The sequence below is a fragment of the Streptococcus oralis genome (genome assembly GCF_023110055.1).
GTDB classification, from domain to species: domain Bacteria; phylum Bacillota; class Bacilli; order Lactobacillales; family Streptococcaceae; genus Streptococcus; species Streptococcus oralis_BY.
This window is the reverse complement of the sequence record NZ_JALDVG010000001.1, coordinates 1,358,551-1,375,914: the sequence shown is the minus strand read 5'-3', so window position 1 is coordinate 1,375,914 and position 17,364 is coordinate 1,358,551. Positions and strand designations below refer to the sequence as shown.

General features: G+C 43.0%; 18 protein-coding genes and 1 riboswitch. Of the genes, 12 read left to right on the top strand and 6 right to left on the bottom strand.

All coding sequences use genetic code 11. The features are described from left to right. Positions 1-121: 121 nt before the first annotated feature. On the bottom strand, positions 122-619 hold the full coding sequence (locus tag M1G01_RS06570; protein ID WP_227232030.1) for a helix-turn-helix domain-containing protein: 498 nt from the start codon (positions 617-619) through the stop codon (positions 122-124). A gap of 159 nt (positions 620-778) precedes the next feature. On the opposite strand from M1G01_RS06570, the gene ruvA reads away from it, so the two are divergent. Continuing rightward, positions 779-1,372: a Holliday junction branch migration protein RuvA gene (ruvA, locus tag M1G01_RS06565; RefSeq protein ID WP_000273410.1), complete on the top strand. Its 594-nt coding sequence runs from the start codon at positions 779-781 to the stop codon at positions 1,370-1,372. A gap of 9 nt (positions 1,373-1,381) precedes the next feature. Then, the gene (locus M1G01_RS06560; protein WP_247931437.1) at positions 1,382-1,948 is read left to right on the top strand and encodes a DNA-3-methyladenine glycosylase I; all 567 of its coding nucleotides are present in this window, start codon (positions 1,382-1,384) and stop codon (positions 1,946-1,948) included. Between the two features lie 80 nt (positions 1,949-2,028). On the opposite strand, the gene M1G01_RS06555 is transcribed toward M1G01_RS06560, so the two are convergent. From M1G01_RS06555 to M1G01_RS06535, 5 genes are all read right to left on the bottom strand, one after another. After that, positions 2,029-2,292: a SemiSWEET family transporter gene (locus M1G01_RS06555; protein WP_000166112.1), complete on the bottom strand. Its 264-nt coding sequence runs from the start codon at positions 2,290-2,292 to the stop codon at positions 2,029-2,031. Between the two features lie 105 nt (positions 2,293-2,397). Next, entirely contained in the window at positions 2,398-3,432 is a 1,035-nt protein-coding gene (locus tag M1G01_RS06550; protein ID WP_247931511.1) for a S66 family peptidase, read from the bottom strand. A gap of 312 nt (positions 3,433-3,744) precedes the next feature. Further along, positions 3,745-4,092: a hypothetical protein gene (locus M1G01_RS06545; RefSeq protein ID WP_071851682.1), complete on the bottom strand. Its 348-nt coding sequence runs from the start codon at positions 4,090-4,092 to the stop codon at positions 3,745-3,747. Between the two features lie 15 nt (positions 4,093-4,107). Continuing rightward, positions 4,108-4,785: a DUF1129 domain-containing protein gene (locus M1G01_RS06540; RefSeq protein ID WP_247931436.1), complete on the bottom strand. Its 678-nt coding sequence runs from the start codon at positions 4,783-4,785 to the stop codon at positions 4,108-4,110. Positions 4,786-4,796: 11 nt separating this feature from the next. Then, positions 4,797-5,741 carry a magnesium transporter CorA family protein gene (locus M1G01_RS06535; RefSeq protein WP_070799901.1) on the bottom strand — a complete coding sequence of 315 codons (945 nt, stop codon included), beginning with the start codon at positions 5,739-5,741 and terminating at the stop codon, positions 4,797-4,799. Between the two features lie 136 nt (positions 5,742-5,877). On the opposite strand from M1G01_RS06535, the gene uvrA reads away from it, so the two are divergent. From uvrA to M1G01_RS06485, 10 genes are all read left to right on the top strand, one after another. After that, positions 5,878-8,709, top strand: a complete 2,832-nt coding sequence (gene uvrA / locus M1G01_RS06530) for an excinuclease ABC subunit UvrA (protein WP_247931435.1) — start codon at positions 5,878-5,880, stop codon at positions 8,707-8,709. After that, on the top strand, positions 8,702-9,763 hold the full coding sequence (locus tag M1G01_RS06525; RefSeq protein ID WP_247931434.1) for a M24 family metallopeptidase: 1,062 nt from the start codon (positions 8,702-8,704) through the stop codon (positions 9,761-9,763). Before uvrA ends, M1G01_RS06525 begins: the two co-directional genes overlap by 8 nt. A 55-nt stretch (positions 9,764-9,818) precedes the next feature. Continuing rightward, positions 9,819-9,970, top strand: a riboswitch (M-box (ykoK) riboswitch). A 195-nt stretch (positions 9,971-10,165) separates the two neighbouring features. Beyond that, positions 10,166-12,826, top strand: a complete 2,661-nt coding sequence (mgtA, locus tag M1G01_RS06520; RefSeq protein ID WP_247931433.1) for a magnesium-translocating P-type ATPase — start codon at positions 10,166-10,168, stop codon at positions 12,824-12,826. 134 nt (positions 12,827-12,960) lie between these two features. Further along, on the top strand, positions 12,961-13,359 hold the full coding sequence (gene spx, locus M1G01_RS06515) for a transcriptional regulator Spx (protein ID WP_000591165.1): 399 nt from the start codon (positions 12,961-12,963) through the stop codon (positions 13,357-13,359). 66 nt (positions 13,360-13,425) lie between these two features. Beyond that, a complete protein-coding gene (locus M1G01_RS06510; protein ID WP_247931432.1) occupies positions 13,426-13,995 on the top strand; it encodes an SP0191 family lipoprotein in 570 nt (189 codons plus the stop codon). 87 nt (positions 13,996-14,082) lie between these two features. Next, on the top strand, positions 14,083-14,349 hold the full coding sequence (locus tag M1G01_RS06505; RefSeq protein WP_000507059.1) for an IreB family regulatory phosphoprotein: 267 nt from the start codon (positions 14,083-14,085) through the stop codon (positions 14,347-14,349). Between the two features lie 3 nt (positions 14,350-14,352). Continuing rightward, on the top strand, positions 14,353-14,772 hold the full coding sequence (gene ruvX / locus M1G01_RS06500; RefSeq protein WP_002876031.1) for a Holliday junction resolvase RuvX: 420 nt from the start codon (positions 14,353-14,355) through the stop codon (positions 14,770-14,772). Between the two features lie 15 nt (positions 14,773-14,787). Beyond that, complete coding sequence (locus M1G01_RS06495; RefSeq protein ID WP_000017624.1) at positions 14,788-15,093, top strand: DUF1292 domain-containing protein; 306 nt, start codon at positions 14,788-14,790, stop codon at positions 15,091-15,093. 310 nt (positions 15,094-15,403) lie between these two features. Beyond that, the gene (locus tag M1G01_RS06490) at positions 15,404-16,654 is read left to right on the top strand and encodes a bifunctional folylpolyglutamate synthase/dihydrofolate synthase (RefSeq protein WP_247931431.1); all 1,251 of its coding nucleotides are present in this window, start codon (positions 15,404-15,406) and stop codon (positions 16,652-16,654) included. Between the two features lie 90 nt (positions 16,655-16,744). Further along, positions 16,745-17,200 (top strand): SP_0198 family lipoprotein, encoded by a 456-nt coding sequence (locus tag M1G01_RS06485; protein WP_000853131.1) that lies wholly within the window; start codon positions 16,745-16,747, stop codon positions 17,198-17,200. Positions 17,201-17,364 lie beyond the last annotated feature (164 nt).

Here is a 17,364-nt window from a genome sequence, read left to right as displayed (position 1 = left end):
AGGCTTTTTAGTTTTTCTAAGGTGGGAACTTTGATTGGGTATGGGCAACTTGACACGAGGTTTACACTCGCTTGACAAGACTAGTCCTATAAAGAGTGTTGTGAAAACTGAACTAGGTGATTCAAGATTTTGTAGAGTCGTCTTTGTCGGAAGGATTCTCAGGACCAATCACCCTATCAAGATAACGTTGTTTGGTTTTGAGAGTCTTGTTGATAGCAATTGCAGAAGCGATTAAGAGAACGAAGGTCAGCCAGATCCAAGCAGTGAATTCGGCTGGGAAACTTGAACCAGCTAAAAAGAGATAGATAGCCAGAGCCAAGACGAAAATATAAATCACTTGCCAGAGACCAAAGGACTTAACCTCTTTATAGTAGTTGTCCTTGTCTTCCTCCAAGATCACTTCTGAGGAACCTTTTTCAGAGTTTTCATCTAGTAGTAGATAGTCAGTTGTCACTTGAAAAATCTTGCTTAATTCAATGATTTTTTCGATTTCAGGAAGGACTTGACCAGACTCCCATTTGGAGATGCTTTGCCGAGAAACATTGATTTGTTCTGCTAGTTTTTCTTGGGACCAACCTTTTTCCTTTCTGAGCTCAAATAGTTTTTCTGCGAGTTTCATTATTCTATCCTCCTTTTTCTACTTCTACCCTAACAATTTTTACTTATAATGAGAATACAATCTCCTGTACTATTTGTCAACCAGAGGTTGCACCTTTTGTTGCAGTCTGTCTTGGGGAAATATGGTATACTAGATAGGCAAAATAATGGAGAAAAAACTATGTACGAATATTTAAAAGGAATCATTACCAAAATCACTGCTAAATACATTGTCCTTGAGGCAAATGGTATCGGTTATATCTTGCATGTAGCCAATCCCTATGCTTACTCAGGTCAGGTTAATCAAGAAACTCAGATTTATGTGCACCAAGTTGTCCGTGAGGATGCCCATCTGCTTTACGGCTTTCGCTCAGAAGATGAGAAGAAGCTCTTTCTTAGTCTGATCTCGGTTTCTGGGATTGGTCCTGTATCAGCTCTTGCTATTATCGCTGCCGATGACAATGCTGGTTTGGTTCAGGCGATCGAGACTAAGAACATCACCTACTTGACCAAGTTCCCTAAAATTGGCAAGAAAACAGCCCAGCAGATGGTGCTGGACTTGGAAGGCAAGGTAGTCGTGGCTAGTGATGACCTTCCTGCCAAGGTGGCAGTGCAAACCAGCGCTGAAAACCAAGAACTGGAAGAAGCTATGGAAGCCATGTTGGCACTGGGCTACAAGGCAACCGAGCTCAAGAAAATCAAGAAATTCTTTGAAGGAACGACGGATACAGCTGAGAACTATATCAAGTCGGCCCTTAAAATGTTGGTCAAATAGGAGATTTTTATGACAAAACGCTGTGGTTGGGTTAAAATGAACAACCCATTATATGTGGCCTATCATGATGAAGAGTGGGGCCAACCCCTTCATGATGACCGTGCTCTTTTTGAGTTGCTTTGTTTGGAAACTTACCAGTCGGGTCTATCTTGGGAAACGGTACTAAACAAACGCCAAGGATTCCGAGAAGTCTTTTACAACTACCAAGTTCAACGTGTCGCGGAAATGACAGATGGCGAGTTGGAAGCCTTGTTAGAGAATCCAGCCATCATCCGAAATCGTTCCAAGCTCTTTGCGACACGTGCCAACGCCCAAGCATTTTTGCAAGTCCAGAAAACCTACGGCTCTTTTGACGCTTATCTCTGGTCCTTTGTTGAGGGAAAAACGATCGTGAATGATGTTCCTGACTATCACCTAGCACCTGCTAAAACAGCCTTGTCTGAAAAGTTGTCTCAAGATCTCAAAAAACAAGGCTTCAAGTTTACAGGTCCAGTCGCAGTTTTGGCTTTTCTACAAGCAGCAGGTTTGATTGACGACCACGAGAATGATTGTGAGTGGAAAAGCGGAAATAAGTGAGTGCAGGCGTCTAATTATCTGAGAATATAGAAAAAAGCTGAGAAGAGTTTCTCAGCTTTTTGATTATATGCTAGTAACTTTTATAGTGCAGTAAGAAATGTCAGTCCACCTAAGACAACGCCAGCTGAGTTTGGAATAATTAGTATCCAATCCTTCTTAGGTTCTTTTGTCCACCCGTAAATAACCCAAATTAAACAAGATACTGCTGCGGATAAAGGCTGGAATGGTTGAGCTTTGTTGCCTTGTAAATTGGCAAAAATTTGTGGGATGTAGGCGATAAATACAATAATCCCGATAAAGGCCCCGATTGAACCGACAATTTGATTTATTTTTTGTTTAGTCATATACACCTCCTTTAAAAAGATATCATAGAAATAAGCAAAATGCAATAAATTCAGACACAAATTGTAACGAAAATCAATACCAAAGCACAAAAATGGAGAAATTGTTTATTTTTTGTTATCGTCAAAGCGAATGACTTGCTCCTGTGCATCTACATAGGCGTGAAAGCCAAAGGGAACAATGGCTCTTGGCGTTGCGTGGCCGACATTTAGATTATAGACAATCGGGATATTGTTATCAATGATATCCAATAGTGCTTCCTTATAGTCGTCATAGAAGGTTTCATCCATTGGCTTTCCGACCAAGAGTCCACTGATAACCCCAAATATCCCCGTGTCCTTTAAAGTCCGCAACATTTTTTTGAAATCATCAGGTTCAGGCTTTTCTTCGCTTGTTTCTAGCAAGAGAATCTTTCCTTCCCAGTCACATAAGTCAGGGAAGAGTCGGTACTCTTGGCAGAGGTCCGTGCTGTCTGCGTATCGAGAATTGTCAAAGATATCATAGAGGGACTCAAGGCAACCACCGAGAATTTCTCCCTCAAACTGAGCATTTCCTTGCAACAAATCAAAGCCTGTATTTACATGACTGATACGAGCTGTTCCCAGAGCCTTGGGACTAAAATCAGTCCGTTCCTCATACCAAAGGTCGCTAGGGCGGATTTCTGAGATTCTTCCCGTCTCGATCAATTCTTTAAAGTAGTGGAGACTATAGGGCAACATCTCCTTGTCCAATTCACAAATGTCTGCTAGAAAGGATTGCCCATAAAAAGTCTTGATCCCTAGTTTGTGCAACATAAGGTGGTTCATGGTTGTATCCGAGAAGCCAAGAAAAATCTTTTGTTGGATAACCTTTTGGAGCTGGTCGTTTTCAAAAAGGTAGGGTAGCAAGCGATAGGTATCATCCCCACCGATGGCGCATAGGATCATGTCGATGCTATCATCAGAAAAGGCCTGCATCAAATCCTCTGCACGTGCCTCCGGATGGTCCTTGATAAAGTCTAACCCTTTTAGCGAATGGGGCAGAAAGACAGGATTGAGTCCCAAATCCTTGAGACGTTGAATACCCAAATCGACTTCGTGTTTGACAAAATCCTCTCCGATAACACCACTAGACAAACTAACAATACCAATAGTAGAAACTATATCTCATCCTCCTAGAAATAGATTGATACTCTTCGAAAATCTCTTCAAACCACGTCAGCTTTGCCTTGCCGTATATATGTTACTGACCTCGTCAGTTCTATCTACAACCTCAAAGCAGTGCTTTGAGCAACCTGCGGCTAGCTTCCTAGTTTGCTCTTTGATTTTCATTGAGTATGAGCCTATTTTATCACAAAAGATGAGAGAAAACTATAAGAATCAGACTCAGAAGTTCTATTGAATTTCAAGAAAGCAAGTGAAAAAGCAACCGACTGTGCAGTTGCTTTCCGTTTTTCTAATCTCGCTAGATATGAGTTACTTGGTCAACTCTTGATTATAGGAGAGGGCTAAATCAATCCAGTAAGGCAGTTCTTTTTGGCCTTCAATATCTAGGTCTATATAGCCATGATAAGGTCGCCCTCTCATCAATGTAGTATGAGCTCCTATTCGGGGTAGAACTTGCTTTTCCATTTCTTTGCCAATTCTCACCATAACCAACTCGTCTTTTCTGGAACTGACTGTAAGGACCATTTTCCCACGAATCATAAAGGCCAGGCCACCAAACAGTTTCTTTTCTTCTAACTCTTCTTCGAAAATTTGGGGAGGAAGTTTAAGTGCTAGAATTTTGCGAATCTGCTGAGCTAAGGATTGACTATATGCCATAGCTTTTCACTTTTCTTAATAACGTGATGGGCCCGCGCTTGCACTTCGGATGTTGAAACGTTTCTTGAGATAGAAGCGAAGAGCGAGAAGGGCAGCTCCTAGGATAGCCAAAGGTAATGGAGAAAGGACTGGATTGAGGTTTGCTGGTAGGAAGCTTGTTGCAAAGAAGACAACCAACCAAAGGACCATAGAGGCCAGGATGACGAGGATTGATTTCCAGAATGGAGGACGTTGGCTACGATCTGTGTCTGGTCCATAATACTGGTAGACAAAGTAGTACATCAAGTAGAAGGCAAGTCCCCCTACAAGTCCAACCAACAAGAGGGTAATCACCCCATAGCCAATAGCCTGATCTGTAGAGAAGAAGGTAGTCAGAGCGCTAACCAATGCAAAGAGACTGGTGATAAAAAGAGCTGAGTCCATAATCATGAGTTTTGGATCGTCATTTTCTTTTGGATGCTCTTTTTCATATTGCTCCTTGACAGTGAAGCTATGAGCCCAGTGGGTTGGAGCGCCGTAGAGGGAGCGAGCGGTCGTTCCTTTGGCTTGCTCTTCAAGGATTTTAGGAATGACTTCCTCAAAAACAGCCTTGATTTCAGCGTCTGTTTTACCATCTTTGATAAATTGTTGGGTAGCGATGTGGATAAACTCTTGGTTTTTCTTAGTTAATTTTTGTAGATCAATCTGAGACATAGGGATTCCTCTTAGAACCATTTTTTATGGATGAGATAGAGAGTGAGCGAAACACTCATAGCAAAGGCGATAAAGACGATTAACCAGAAGGCATGAGGCTCACCGTTTAGAGGGATTTCATTATCCTTAAAGTTCATCCCGTAGGCTGAGAAGATCATGGTTGGGACAGACATGACGATGGTCACGAGAGCCAGGGTCTTCATGATGTTGTTCTGGTTGTTGGAAATGATAGAGGCAAAGGTCTCTGTCATAGAGTGAAGGACGTTTCCATAGATATCTGCCATCTCAATGGCCTGTTGGGTTTCAATCAGGGTATCCTCGAGTAGGTCTTCGTCCTCTAAGTATTTTTTGATATTGCTGGTTGCACTGGTCAATTTCTTAATCACGCGCTCGTTCGTCTTAAGTGAGGCCTTGAAATAGACGATGGTCTTTTCCAATTCCATGAGTTCGATCAGTTCTTCGTTTCGAGTGGATTTGTGAAGTTGACTTTCGATCTGGTCACTCTTACGGTCGATCGAACGAAGGGCTGTCAGGTAAAGTTCGGCGTTGCGGTAGAGAATCTGGAAGATAAAGCGTGAACGCATGAAGGTGTAAAAGTTACGCAGTCTACGGTTGATAAAGACATCGAGAACGGGGAGGGATTCCAAGCAGGTGGTGATAATGGTTTCCTCGGTGATGATAATCCCCAGCGGAATCGTAACGTAGTAGGTGCGATTGTTTCTTTCTTCTGTGATGGGAACGTCCACGATAATCAAAGTGTACTCATCTTCGATGGTAATACGGGACATTTCTTCCGCATCGAGCGGTGCTCGAAGGTCGGCAATGTCAATGTCGAAGGCGTTAGCGATTTCCAACGATTCATTTTGTGTAGGATTGACGAGGTTGATCCAAGTACCCGGTTCAAGCGTGTCGATCTCTTTAAATTCCGTTGTTGTTGAGAGAAAAACTTGTTTCATATCCCCTATCCTTTCCTACTATTCAGTGATTCATTTTTTGCACCGTACTATTATACTATAAAAACAGCTTTTTGGGTAATAGAATTTCACATTTTTTGGTATAATGGAAAGCAATAATGGACTAGAAAGAACAAAGATGCAAGATAAAATTGTGATTCATGGGGCACGTGCCCATAACTTAAAAAATATTGATGTGGAGATTCCGCGAGACAAGCTGGTTGTTGTGACTGGTTTGTCAGGGTCTGGGAAATCCAGTCTAGCCTTTGATACCCTCTATGCTGAGGGCCAACGTCGCTATGTAGAGAGTCTATCAGCCTATGCTCGCCAGTTCTTGGGCAATATGGAAAAACCAGATGTAGATGCCATTGATGGCCTCAGCCCAGCTATTTCCATCGACCAGAAAACCACCAGCAAAAATCCTCGTTCGACCGTCGGGACAACTACTGAAATCAATGACTATCTGCGTCTCCTCTACGCACGTGTGGGGACGCCTTACTGTATCAACGGACATGGGGCTATCAAGGCTTCTTCTGTGGAGCAAATTGTGGATAAGGTCTTGGAATTGCCGGAACGCCAACGTCTGCAAATCTTAGCTCCGGTCATTCGTAAGAAAAAAGGGCAACACAAGAGTGTCATTGAAAAGGTTCAGAAAGACGGCTATGTCCGCGTCCGAGTGGATGGGGAAGTCTATGATGTGACCGAAGTTCCAGAGCTGTCTAAGAGCAAGCAACACAATATCGATGTTGTGGTCGACCGTATTGTTATCAAGGAGGGTATCCGTAGCCGTCTCTTTGACTCCATTGAGGCTGCCCTTCGTATCGCAGAAGGTTATGTGATTATTGACACTATGGACGATTCTGAGTTGCTCTTTTCTGAGCACTATGCCTGCCCGGTTTGTGGTTTTACCGTACCAGAGTTAGAGCCTCGTCTCTTCTCCTTTAATGCTCCTTTTGGCTCATGCAGTGAGTGTGACGGTTTGGGCATCAAGCTGGAGGTGGATGTTGACTTGGTGGTTCCTGATACCAGCAAAACTTTGCGTGAGGGAGCATTAGCACCTTGGAATCCTATCTCTTCCAACTACTATCCAAATATGCTAGAGCAGGCCATGACAGCCTTTGGAGTGGATATGGATAAGCCTTTTGAGGACTTGTCAGAAGAAGATAAAAACTTGATTCTTTACGGGTCTGATGGCAAGGAATTCCATTTCCACTATGAAAATGAATTTGGCGGTGTGCGCGACATTGACATTCCTTTTGAGGGGGTTGTCAATAATATCAAGCGTCGTTACCATGAGACTAACAGTGATTACACACGCACCCAAATGCGTCTCTACATGAATGAACTAACCTGCGGAACCTGCCACGGCTACCGTCTCAATGACCAGGCCTTGTCTGTCCGTGTGGGTGGCGAGCAAGGGCCACATATCGGTGAAATCTCAGACCTGTCTATCGCAGACCACTTGGAGTTGGTGAGCCAGTTGACTCTGTCTGAAAATGAAGCCATTATCGCCCGTCCCATTCTCAAGGAAATCAAGGATCGCTTGACTTTCCTCAATAATGTGGGACTCAACTATCTGACGCTGTCGCGTTCGGCAGGAACCCTATCAGGTGGGGAGAGTCAGCGTATTCGCTTGGCAACCCAGATTGGGTCCAACCTATCAGGTGTCCTTTATATCCTGGATGAGCCGTCCATTGGTCTTCACCAGAGGGATAATGACCGCCTGATTGCTAGTCTGAAAAAGATGCGTGACTTGGGCAATACTCTCATCGTGGTGGAACATGACGAAGATACTATGCGAGAGGCGGATTATCTGATTGACGTTGGTCCGGGTGCCGGTGTTTTTGGTGGGGAGATTGTCGCCGCAGGAACACCCAAGCAGGTGGCCCGTAACAGTAAGTCTATTACAGGCCAGTACTTGTCAGGAAAACGTGCCATTCCAGTTCCAGAAGAGCGCCGTTCCGGAAATGGACGTTTTATCGAGGTGACAGGTGCGCGTGAGAATAACTTGCAAAATATCACTGCTCGCTTCCCACTAGGGAAATTCATCGCAGTGACGGGGGTGTCAGGTTCAGGTAAGTCGACCTTAATCAACAGCATCCTCAAAAAAGCCATTGCCCAGAAGCTCAATCGCAATTCAGACAAGCCTGGTAAATTTAAGACGATTACAGGGATTGAGCATGTAGACCGCTTGATTGACATTGATCAGAGCCCTATCGGACGGACTCCAAGGTCTAACCCAGCTACTTATACGGGAGTTTTTGACGATATACGTGACCTCTTTGCTCAGACAAATGAAGCTAAGATTCGAGGCTACAAGAAGGGCCGTTTCAGTTTCAACGTTAAGGGTGGTCGTTGCGAAGCCTGCTCAGGTGACGGGATTATCAAGATCGAGATGCACTTCTTGCCAGATGTTTATGTGGCTTGTGAAGTCTGCCACGGAACCCGCTACAACAGTGAAACCCTAGAAGTCCACTATAAGGAAAAGAATATCTCGCAGGTCTTGGACATGACCGTCAACGATGCGGTGGAATTCTTCCAACACATTCCCAAGATTCAACGCAAACTTCAGACCATCAAGGATGTGGGACTGGGCTATGTAACGCTAGGGCAACCGGCTACCACCCTTTCTGGAGGAGAAGCTCAGCGTATGAAGTTGGCTAGTGAACTCCACAAACGCTCGACAGGAAAATCCTTCTACATTCTGGATGAACCGACGACAGGGCTTCATACCGAGGATATCGCTCGCTTGCTCAAGGTTTTAGCTCGCTTTGTCGACGATGGCAATACAGTCCTCGTCATCGAGCACAATCTGGATGTTATCAAGACGGCAGACCATATCATCGATTTGGGACCTGAGGGCGGTGTCGGTGGTGGAACCATCATCGAAACAGGAACTCCAGAAGAAGTAGCGGCCAATGAAGCCAGCTACACAGGACACTATTTGAAAGGAAAGTTACATCATGAATAAACGTGTGCAAGCATTTCTAGCTAAAATGCAAGAAAAAGAACTAGATGGCATCATCATCAACAACCTTAAAAACGTCTATTACCTGACTGGTTTTTGGGGTTCAAACGGAACCGTCTTTATCAGCCGTGATCGTCAGGTCTTGGTGACAGACTCTCGCTATATCATTGCTGCTAAGCAAGAAGTAACAGGTTTTGAGATTGTGGCTGACCGCGATGAATTGGCTGTCATTGCAGGCATCGTTAAGGATATGGGCTTGTCTCGCATCGGTTTTGAGGACGAGATTTCGGTCTCTTATTACCACCGTATGCAGGCAGCTTTTGCAGGGATCGACTTGCTTCCACAGACTCAGTTTGTAGAAGCACTTCGTATGATTAAGGATGAGGCGGAGATTACGACTATTCGCAAGGCGTGTTCTATCTCAGACCAAGCCTTCCGAGATGCACTTGACTTTATCAAACCAGGAAAGACTGAAATTGAGATTGCCAACTTCCTTGACTTCCGCATGCGTGAGCTAGGAGCGGCAGGCTTGTCTTTTGATACCATTTTAGCAAGTGGCATCAACTCTTCTAAACCTCACGCCCATCCAATGCACAAACCAGTTGAAGCGGGAGAAGCCATTACCATGGACTTCGGCTGTCTCTACGACCACTATGTCAGCGATATGACACGGACCATCTACCTCGGTCATGTCAGTGACGAGCAGGCAGAGATTTACAATACTGTCCTGAAAGCCAACCAAGCCTTGATTGACCAGGCTAAGGCAGGATTAGGTTTTCGCGACTTTGACAAAATCCCTCGTGATATTATCATCGAGGCAGGCTATGGCGACTACTTTACCCACGGTATTGGACACGGTATCGGACTGGATATTCACGAAGAACCTTACTTTAGCCAAACTTCCAAAGAAGTCATTAAATCTGGTATGGTCTTGACTGATGAACCAGGTATCTATATTGAAGGTAAATACGGGGTTCGTATCGAGGATGATATCCTGATTACAGATAACGGTTGCGAATTGTTGACTCTAGCGCCGAAGGAATTAATTGTTATTTAAGAAAATTATGATAAATCGTTGACTTTTATATTTTAAAGGTTTATACTGATAGACGAAAACGGTAGGTGAGGCTACCATAGGGATACGGATGACTACCGCAAAGCAGTGGAGACACTACTCGTTGGTCAACAGTCCTGGTCGCGAAGGCCAAGACTAAGCTCATTTCATCGCCCTATGGAGTTAAAGCTTGAACGAAAAAACAGATAATTAGTTTTTTAATCCTGCCATTTTATGGTGGGATTTTCTACTGTTTTAAGAAAAAGAAAGGAGAAAAACGATGCAAATTGACGATCATCCAGAACCGCACATACACAGCCAATCGCTGATTTGTGTCGTTCTGCCCTTATAAAGTGATTGGTCTCTGTGTATGAAACACATCATTCATACAGATAGGAGAAACCAATGAAAACTACAAAAGAAAGATTAGCAGCAGCTATTCACACACCTTTAAACGAAACTCTATCTTTTTATAAGACAAGTCTAACAGGCTTGACTGAGGAGCAGGTGGAGAAAAATCGTGACCTATATGGCGAAAACACCATCACCAAGGGTCAAGAAGACAGTATCCTCAAAAAGATTTACGAATCTATTATCAATCCATTTACAATCATCCTGCTAGTCATCGCTATGATCTCCATGGTGACCAATGTCTGGTTGGCGAAGCCTGGACAAGAAGATCCGACGACCTCTATCATCATCGTCGTTCTCATTCTAATCTCTGGTGGCATACGCTTTGTCCAAGAACTGCGGAGTGATAAGGCTGCGACCAATCTATCAAAAATGATTGTGAACACTGCCACAGTTATTCGCGAAGGCCAGAGTTTAGAGGTTGCAATTGAAGATTTGGTCGTTGGAGATATAGTCAAGTTAAGTGCTGGGGACATGATTCCAGCAGACCTCATTTTAATTGAATCACGTGATTTCTTTGTCCAACAGTCTGGTTTGACAGGTGAAAGTGACTCGGTTGAAAAACTAGCCTTGTCAAAAATGAGTCAGTCAAACTTCGATAGTCTGCTAGAAGCAGAAGCGCTCGCCTTTATGGGAACCAACGTGATATCAGGAAGTGCCAAGGCTTTGATTCTAGCGGTCGGTGATGATACCATGATGGGAGAAATCGAGCAGACCCTCAATACCTATGACGAACCGACCTCTTTTGAACGGGAGATGAACAGCATCTCTTGGCTCTTGATCCGTTTGATGTTGGTCATGGTTCCCATCGTCTTTCTCTCCAATGGTTTGACAGACGGCGACTGGCTGGAAGCAGGTGTGTTTGCACTGAGTGTTGGTGTTGGATTGACACCTGAGATGCTTCCTATGATCATCACGGCCAGTTTAGCAAAAGGTTCCATTATCATGGCCAAGGAAAAAGTGGTCATCAAAAAACTCAATGCCATACAAGACCTAGGTGCTATTGATATCCTGTGTACGGATAAAACCGGAACCCTTACCCAAGACGAAATTGTCCTTGAATATCCTTTGGATATACATGGAGATTTGGATTTGTCTGTGTTGAGACGGGCCTACCTCAATTCCTATTTTCAAACCGGTTTGAAAAACTTGATGGACCGTGCCATTATCAGTAGAACTGAAAAAGAAGCTAAAGAACACGCTATTCTACAAAATTTGGATACTAGCTTCCAAAAAATCGATGAATTACCCTTTGATTTTGAACGCAGACGGATGAGTGTCATCGTCAAGGATGAGAATGAAGTTGTTAGCTTGGTAACCAAGGGTGCCCTAGAGGAAATGCTTGCGATTTCAACCCATGTGGAATATCAAGGTCAGATTAGTCCTCTGACGGATGATATCCGAGTGGAAATCTTAAAAGAAGTAGACCAACTCAATCAGCAAGGTTTGCGAGTCTTGGGAGTCGCTTATAAAACAGGCCTAAAAGAAGGTTTTGCTTACTCCGTTGAAGATGAAAAGGAGATGATTCTAACAGGATATCTTGCTTTCCTAGATCCACCAAAACCATCTGCAGCACCTGCTATCCAAGCTTTGTTAGAGCATGGTGTTCAAACCAAAATCTTGACGGGGGATAATGAGAAGGTAACCCAAGCAGTATGCGAAAAAGTTGGTCTAGACGTTGATCAAATCTTGTTGGGTTCTGATATTGATGCCATGACAGACGAAGAGTTGGCCCAAGCAGTTGAGAAGGTGACGGTCTTCGCCAAACTCTCTCCGGATCAAAAAGCACGAATCATTTTACAAATCAAATCGAATGGACATTGTGTCGGCTATATGGGAGATGGGATCAATGATGCCCCTTCTATGAAAGTGGCAGATGTGGGGATTTCTGTTGATACAGCAGTAGATATTGCCAAAGAAACGGCTGATGTCATTTTGCTAGATAAGGATTTGATGGTGCTTGAAAAAGGGCTGGTTGAAGGGCGTAAGGTCTACGCTAATATGACCAAATATATCAAGATGACGGTCAGCTCTAATTTCGGGAACATTTTCTCTCTGTTAGTGTCTGGTATCTTTTTACCTTTCCTTCCTATGGCTCCGATTCACTTGATTGTGTTAAACCTCGTCTACGACCTTTCTTGCATTGCCTTGCCATTTGATAATGTGGATGAAGACTTTTTGAAGCATCCTCATAAGTGGGAGGCTAAGTCTATTACTCGTTTTATGATTTGGATGGGTCCGATTTCTTCTGCCTTTGATATTTTAACCTTTATCTTGCTCTATTTTGTCATTGTCCCAATAGCGACAGGCCAAGCTTATGCTCACGGAGCAGAGTCTGCAACGGGCTTTATCATCTTGTTCCAGACAGGTTGGTTCATTGAATCCATGTGGTCCCAAACCATGGTTATCCATATGCTTCGTTCAGCAAAACTTCCTTTCTTACAAAGTCGTCCATCATGGTTTGTTCTTGGAACAACCTTGCTAGCAGCTAGTTTTGTGACCTTCCTTCCCTACTCTTCAATTGCTAGCCTGCTTCATTTAACCCCTTTGGAACCAATTTATTTCCTCTTTTTGCTTTTGATTATCGTTCTCTATATGATAAGTGTTACAGTTGTAAAACGAATCTATATCAAAAAATTTAAAAGTTGGTTATAAATTGATTTTGTCAAGAAAAAAGTACGAAAATCGCGAAAAAAGTTAATTTTTTTTAAAAATAGGTCGCAAGTCGGATGTTTTTTATGGTATAATAGACTAAACTGATAGTAACATGTAGCGAAAGGGGTAGGTACATGATCAAAATTTATACAGTCTCAAGTTGTACTAGCTGTAAAAAAGCGAAAACCTGGCTCAATGCCCACCAGTTAAGTTATAAAGAACAAAATCTCGGTAAAGAAGGAATTACAAGAGAAGAGTTATTAGATATTCTCACGAAAACAGATAATGGAATTGCCAGTATCGTTTCGTCAAAAAACCGCTACGCTAAGGCACTTGGAGTTGACATCGAGGATTTGAGTGTCAATGAAGTGCTCAACTTAATCATGGAAACACCACGGATCTTAAAGAGTCCGATTCTCGTTGATGAGAAGCGCCTGCAAGTCGGCTATAAAGAAGATGATATCCGTGCCTTCTTGCCACGCTCTGTCCGTAATGTAGAAAATGCAGAAGCACGTCTACGTGCAGCTCTATAAAACATCAAGGCTGGGAGTGACTCCTGGCCTTGTTTGCTCTGTTGTTTTAAAATCAAGTGAGGAATTATGAAAAAGTTACTAATTGCTAGTTTTGCTCTCCTCTTTTTGCTTGCGGGATGTGGGCAAAAAAAGGAAACTCCTGCTGCTTCCACAACAGCATCTGAACCTCTCCAATCAAACCTTCCCGTTTTGGACAATGCCGAAAAGAATACGGTTGTCACCAAGACCCTGTTGATGCCGAAGTCAGAAAATGGAACGCAACAGATTCAGATCATTACCTATAAAGGTAATCAGTTTTTGACCTTGACCATCCAGCAAAAACGACCTGTCGGGGATGAACTCAAGACCTTTATCTCTGAAAATGGCCTAGAGGAGACGCAAAAAGCGCTTCTAGAAGCTGAAGAGAAGGATGAGACCATCCAAGAGGCACGCAAACTAGCAGGATTTACACTGGAAACCAAGCTACTCAGCGAGACAGAAATCCAGACGACAACGACTTATGATTTTCAAGTATTGGATGTCAAAAAGGCATCTCAGCTGGAATATTTAAAAAATATCGGCCTGGAAAATCTCTTAAAAAACGAACCTAGCCAGTATATTGCTGACAGAGTGGCAAATGGGGCGACGGAACAGTAAGAAAATCCAAATAAATAGACTGACTTATTTGTAGAACGTCAGGGAATGTGCTATAATAGTAGTATTCTAAGGAAAGAGGGTGTTAGAATGGGATTTACTGAAGAAACTGTACGGTTTAAATTGGATGATTCCAATAAGAAAGAAATTAGCGAAACATTGACAGATGTTTATGCTTCTTTGAATGACAAGGGCTACAATCCGATTAACCAGATCGTCGGTTATGTATTGAGTGGAGACCCTGCTTACGTTCCTCGTTACAACAATGCACGAAATCAAATCCGTAAGTATGAGCGTGATGAAATTGTTGAAGAACTGGTACGCTACTACCTTAAGGGACAAGGAGTCGATCTATAATCTATGAGAATTATGGGATTGGACGTCGGTTCAAAAACAGTAGGGGTGGCGATTAGCGATCCCCTAGGCTTCACCGCTCAGGGACTTGAAATCATCCAGATTAATGAGGATCAGGGCCAGTTTGGTTTTGACCGTATCAAGGAATTGGTTGACAGCTATAAGGTAGAACGCTTTGTAGTAGGTCTGCCAAAGAACATGAACAATACCAGCGGTCCGCGAGTAGAAGCCAGTCAAGCCTATGGTGCCAAGCTAGAAGAACTCTTTGGTTTGCCAGTAGACTATCAGGATGAGCGTTTGACAACGGTCGCTGCGGAGCGTATGTTGATTGAACAAGCAGATATCAGCCGTAACAAACGCAAGAAAGTTATTGATAAGTTGGCTGCTCAGCTGATTTTGCAAAATTATTTAGATAGAAAATTTTAAGACAGAGGAGAAACTATGTCACACGATCACAACCATGACCACGAAGAACGTGAATTGATTACACTAGTAGATGAGCAAGGAAATGAAACCTTGTTTGAAATTCTTTTGACCATCGATGGGAAAGAAGAATTTGGTAAAAATTATGTTCTGCTAGTGCCAGTTAATGCAGAAGAAGATGAAAATGGTGAAGTTGAAATTCAAGCTTACTCATTCATCGAAAATGAAGACGGAACAGAAGGCGAATTGCAACCAATCCCAGAAGACTCAGAAGACGAATGGAACATGATTGAAGAAGTCTTCAACAGCTTTATGGAGGAGTGATACAGTCTGGGAGACTGTATCACCCCAACTCCTAGAAACTAGAAAGAGTTGGAACATCCAGTGGATATTTTTACCCCAGTTCCTTTAAATAAGAGAGAACTGGTAAGTCTGGGAGACTGTATCACCCCAACTCCTAGAAACTAGAAAGAGTTGGAACATCCAGTGGACGTTTTTAGCCCACGTTGAAATTCATTGTAGCTAGTGATTAGCTAACCAGGTAAGAGGTTGGGATTTTAGTCCTGACCTCACTTTTTATTTGTAATCATACTTTGATGCGGTAGTTGATTGGACTTTTGTTAAGGAGATATGTATGTTTGAAGTAGAAGAATGGCTGCATAGTCGGATTGGTTTAAACTTTAGATCTGGACTTGGACGAATGCAGCGAGCAGTGGATTTGCTGGGGAATCCAGAGAGGACTTATCCTATTATCCACGTAACAGGGACTAACGGTAAAGGGTCAACTATTGCCTTCATGAGGGAGTTGTTTGTTGCTCATGGTAAAAAAGTTGGTACTTTTACCTCTCCTCATATCATCAGCATCCATGATCGAATCTGTATCAATGGGGAACCAATCGCAGATGAAGACTTTGTACGTATAGCTAACCAAGTCAAGGAGATGGAGAAAACTCTTTTAGAGACACACGATCAATTGTCTTTCTTTGAATTGTTGACCTTGATTGCCTTGCTTTACTTTAAAGAGCAGGGAGTGGATCTAGTCCTGCTAGAGGTGGGGATTGGTGGTTTGCTTGACACGACTAATGTCGTAACAGGAGAGATTGCAGTTATTACTTCCATTGGGCTAGATCATCAGGAGACCTTGGGCGATAGTCTAGAGGAAATAGCCGAGCAGAAAGCTGGTATTTTCAAGGCCGGCAAGCAGGCAGTCATTGCTAAGCTCGCTCCAGAAGCTAAACTTGTCTGTCAAAATACAGCAAGAGAGTTAGGTGTGGATCTCTATCAAGCTGGGCTAGACTTCTCCTTGAATGCTGGGGATTTTTCAAGCAGCCTAGCGAATTTTTCACAACTTGAAATTAGTTTGGAAGGTGTTTATCAGCAAGAAAATGCCGCCTTGGCTTTACAAACTTTTCTTCTGTTTATGGCATCAAGAGGTGAAAGGGTCGAAGAAGTGCTTGTCAGACGGGCTTTGAAGGAGACAAACTGGGCAGGTCGATTGGAACGGATTCGTCCGCAAATCTACCTAGATGGGGCTCACAATCTGCCAGCCTTGACTCGTCTAGTAGAGTTTATCCAGGGGAAAATCCAGCAAGGTTACCAGGTTCATATCCTTTTTGGAGCACTTAAACGCAAGGATTATCAGGGGATGTTAGGCTATCTATCTAAGCAGTTACCTGAGGTGGAACTTAAGGTAACAGGCTTTGACTACCAAGGCTCTCTGGATGAAAAAGATGTGGTAGGTTATGATTTGATTCCTTCTTATGGCGACTTTATCAGAGAATTTGAAGATAAGGCCAATGACCAGGACTTGCTTTTCGTGACGGGATCCCTCTACTTTATCTCGGAAGTCCGAGGGAGTTTGGTTGAAAGCGATGAGATTAGTTGACCTTATAGGTTTATGTTGCTATACTGTAGGTAGGAGGTATATCTGGAAACGATTCCAGCAAATTATTGGCACAAAAGAAAGGAAATCGCTATGAAAACGAAAACATTCACACTTTCTATTGCTTCCCTAGCAATTCTTAGTCTTTTAGCAGCTTGTGGACCTAAGGCACAAGCCCCTACCCAGCAATCGGCGCAGCAATCATCTACTCAACAAGAATCATCTTCTAGCGCTGCGACAAGTGCTAGTCAATCACAGGCATCCTCAAGTCAGGACACTACTGTAGATCAACCTACGAATATCGATGGTACCTATACTGGAAAAGATGAGAATGACCAAATCACTCTTGTTGTAACAGGTAAAACTGGTACATGGACTGAAGTCGAGCCAGATGGAGATAAGGAAATCAAGCAAGTCAGCTTTGAGCCAGAAAATCAACGTGTCATTATCGGTGATGATGTCAAAATTTACACGGTTAATGGTAATCAATTGATTATCGACGATATGGACCGAGAGGCATCTGACCGAGTGGTATTAACTAAGCAATAATGATTCAGTAAAAGTTCCAATGAGATGAAAGCTATCTTTTTGGAGCTTTTTTCTTGAAAAAAGGGTTGGCTGTTCTTTACTAACTTTTTACTTAAAACGCTTACAAATGTTTGTAAAACTTCTTATAAGGTCGTATACTTATAGTAAATAATCAATTAGCGCAG

What these genes read in the sequence shown, in the direction of transcription:
- M1G01_RS06540 (WP_247931436.1), bottom strand. Translation starts at nt 4,785, where the DNA reads ATGTCTCAGATTGATCTACAAAAATTAACTAAGAAAAACCAAGAGTTT.
- spx (WP_000591165.1), top strand. Translation starts at nt 12,961, where the DNA reads ATGATCAAAATTTATACAGTCTCAAGTTGTACTAGCTGTAAAAAAGCG.
- M1G01_RS06545 (WP_071851682.1), bottom strand. Translation starts at nt 4,092, where the DNA reads ATGGCATATAGTCAATCCTTAGCTCAGCAGATTCGCAAAATTCTAGCA.
- ruvA (WP_000273410.1), top strand. Translation starts at nt 779, where the DNA reads ATGTACGAATATTTAAAAGGAATCATTACCAAAATCACTGCTAAATAC.
- ruvX (WP_002876031.1), top strand. Translation starts at nt 14,353, where the DNA reads ATGAGAATTATGGGATTGGACGTCGGTTCAAAAACAGTAGGGGTGGCG.
- M1G01_RS06495 (WP_000017624.1), top strand. Translation starts at nt 14,788, where the DNA reads ATGTCACACGATCACAACCATGACCACGAAGAACGTGAATTGATTACA.
- M1G01_RS06555 (WP_000166112.1), bottom strand. Translation starts at nt 2,292, where the DNA reads ATGACTAAACAAAAAATAAATCAAATTGTCGGTTCAATCGGGGCCTTT.
- M1G01_RS06560 (WP_247931437.1), top strand. Translation starts at nt 1,382, where the DNA reads ATGACAAAACGCTGTGGTTGGGTTAAAATGAACAACCCATTATATGTG.
- M1G01_RS06505 (WP_000507059.1), top strand. Translation starts at nt 14,083, where the DNA reads ATGGGATTTACTGAAGAAACTGTACGGTTTAAATTGGATGATTCCAAT.
- uvrA (WP_247931435.1), top strand. Translation starts at nt 5,878, where the DNA reads ATGCAAGATAAAATTGTGATTCATGGGGCACGTGCCCATAACTTAAAA.
- M1G01_RS06510 (WP_247931432.1), top strand. Translation starts at nt 13,426, where the DNA reads ATGAAAAAGTTACTAATTGCTAGTTTTGCTCTCCTCTTTTTGCTTGCG.
- M1G01_RS06485 (WP_000853131.1), top strand. Translation starts at nt 16,745, where the DNA reads ATGAAAACGAAAACATTCACACTTTCTATTGCTTCCCTAGCAATTCTT.
- M1G01_RS06570 (WP_227232030.1), bottom strand. Translation starts at nt 619, where the DNA reads ATGAAACTCGCAGAAAAACTATTTGAGCTCAGAAAGGAAAAAGGTTGG.
- M1G01_RS06535 (WP_070799901.1), bottom strand. Translation starts at nt 5,741, where the DNA reads ATGAAACAAGTTTTTCTCTCAACAACAACGGAATTTAAAGAGATCGAC.
- M1G01_RS06490 (WP_247931431.1), top strand. Translation starts at nt 15,404, where the DNA reads ATGTTTGAAGTAGAAGAATGGCTGCATAGTCGGATTGGTTTAAACTTT.
- M1G01_RS06525 (WP_247931434.1), top strand. Translation starts at nt 8,702, where the DNA reads ATGAATAAACGTGTGCAAGCATTTCTAGCTAAAATGCAAGAAAAAGAA.
- mgtA (WP_247931433.1), top strand. Translation starts at nt 10,166, where the DNA reads ATGAAAACTACAAAAGAAAGATTAGCAGCAGCTATTCACACACCTTTA.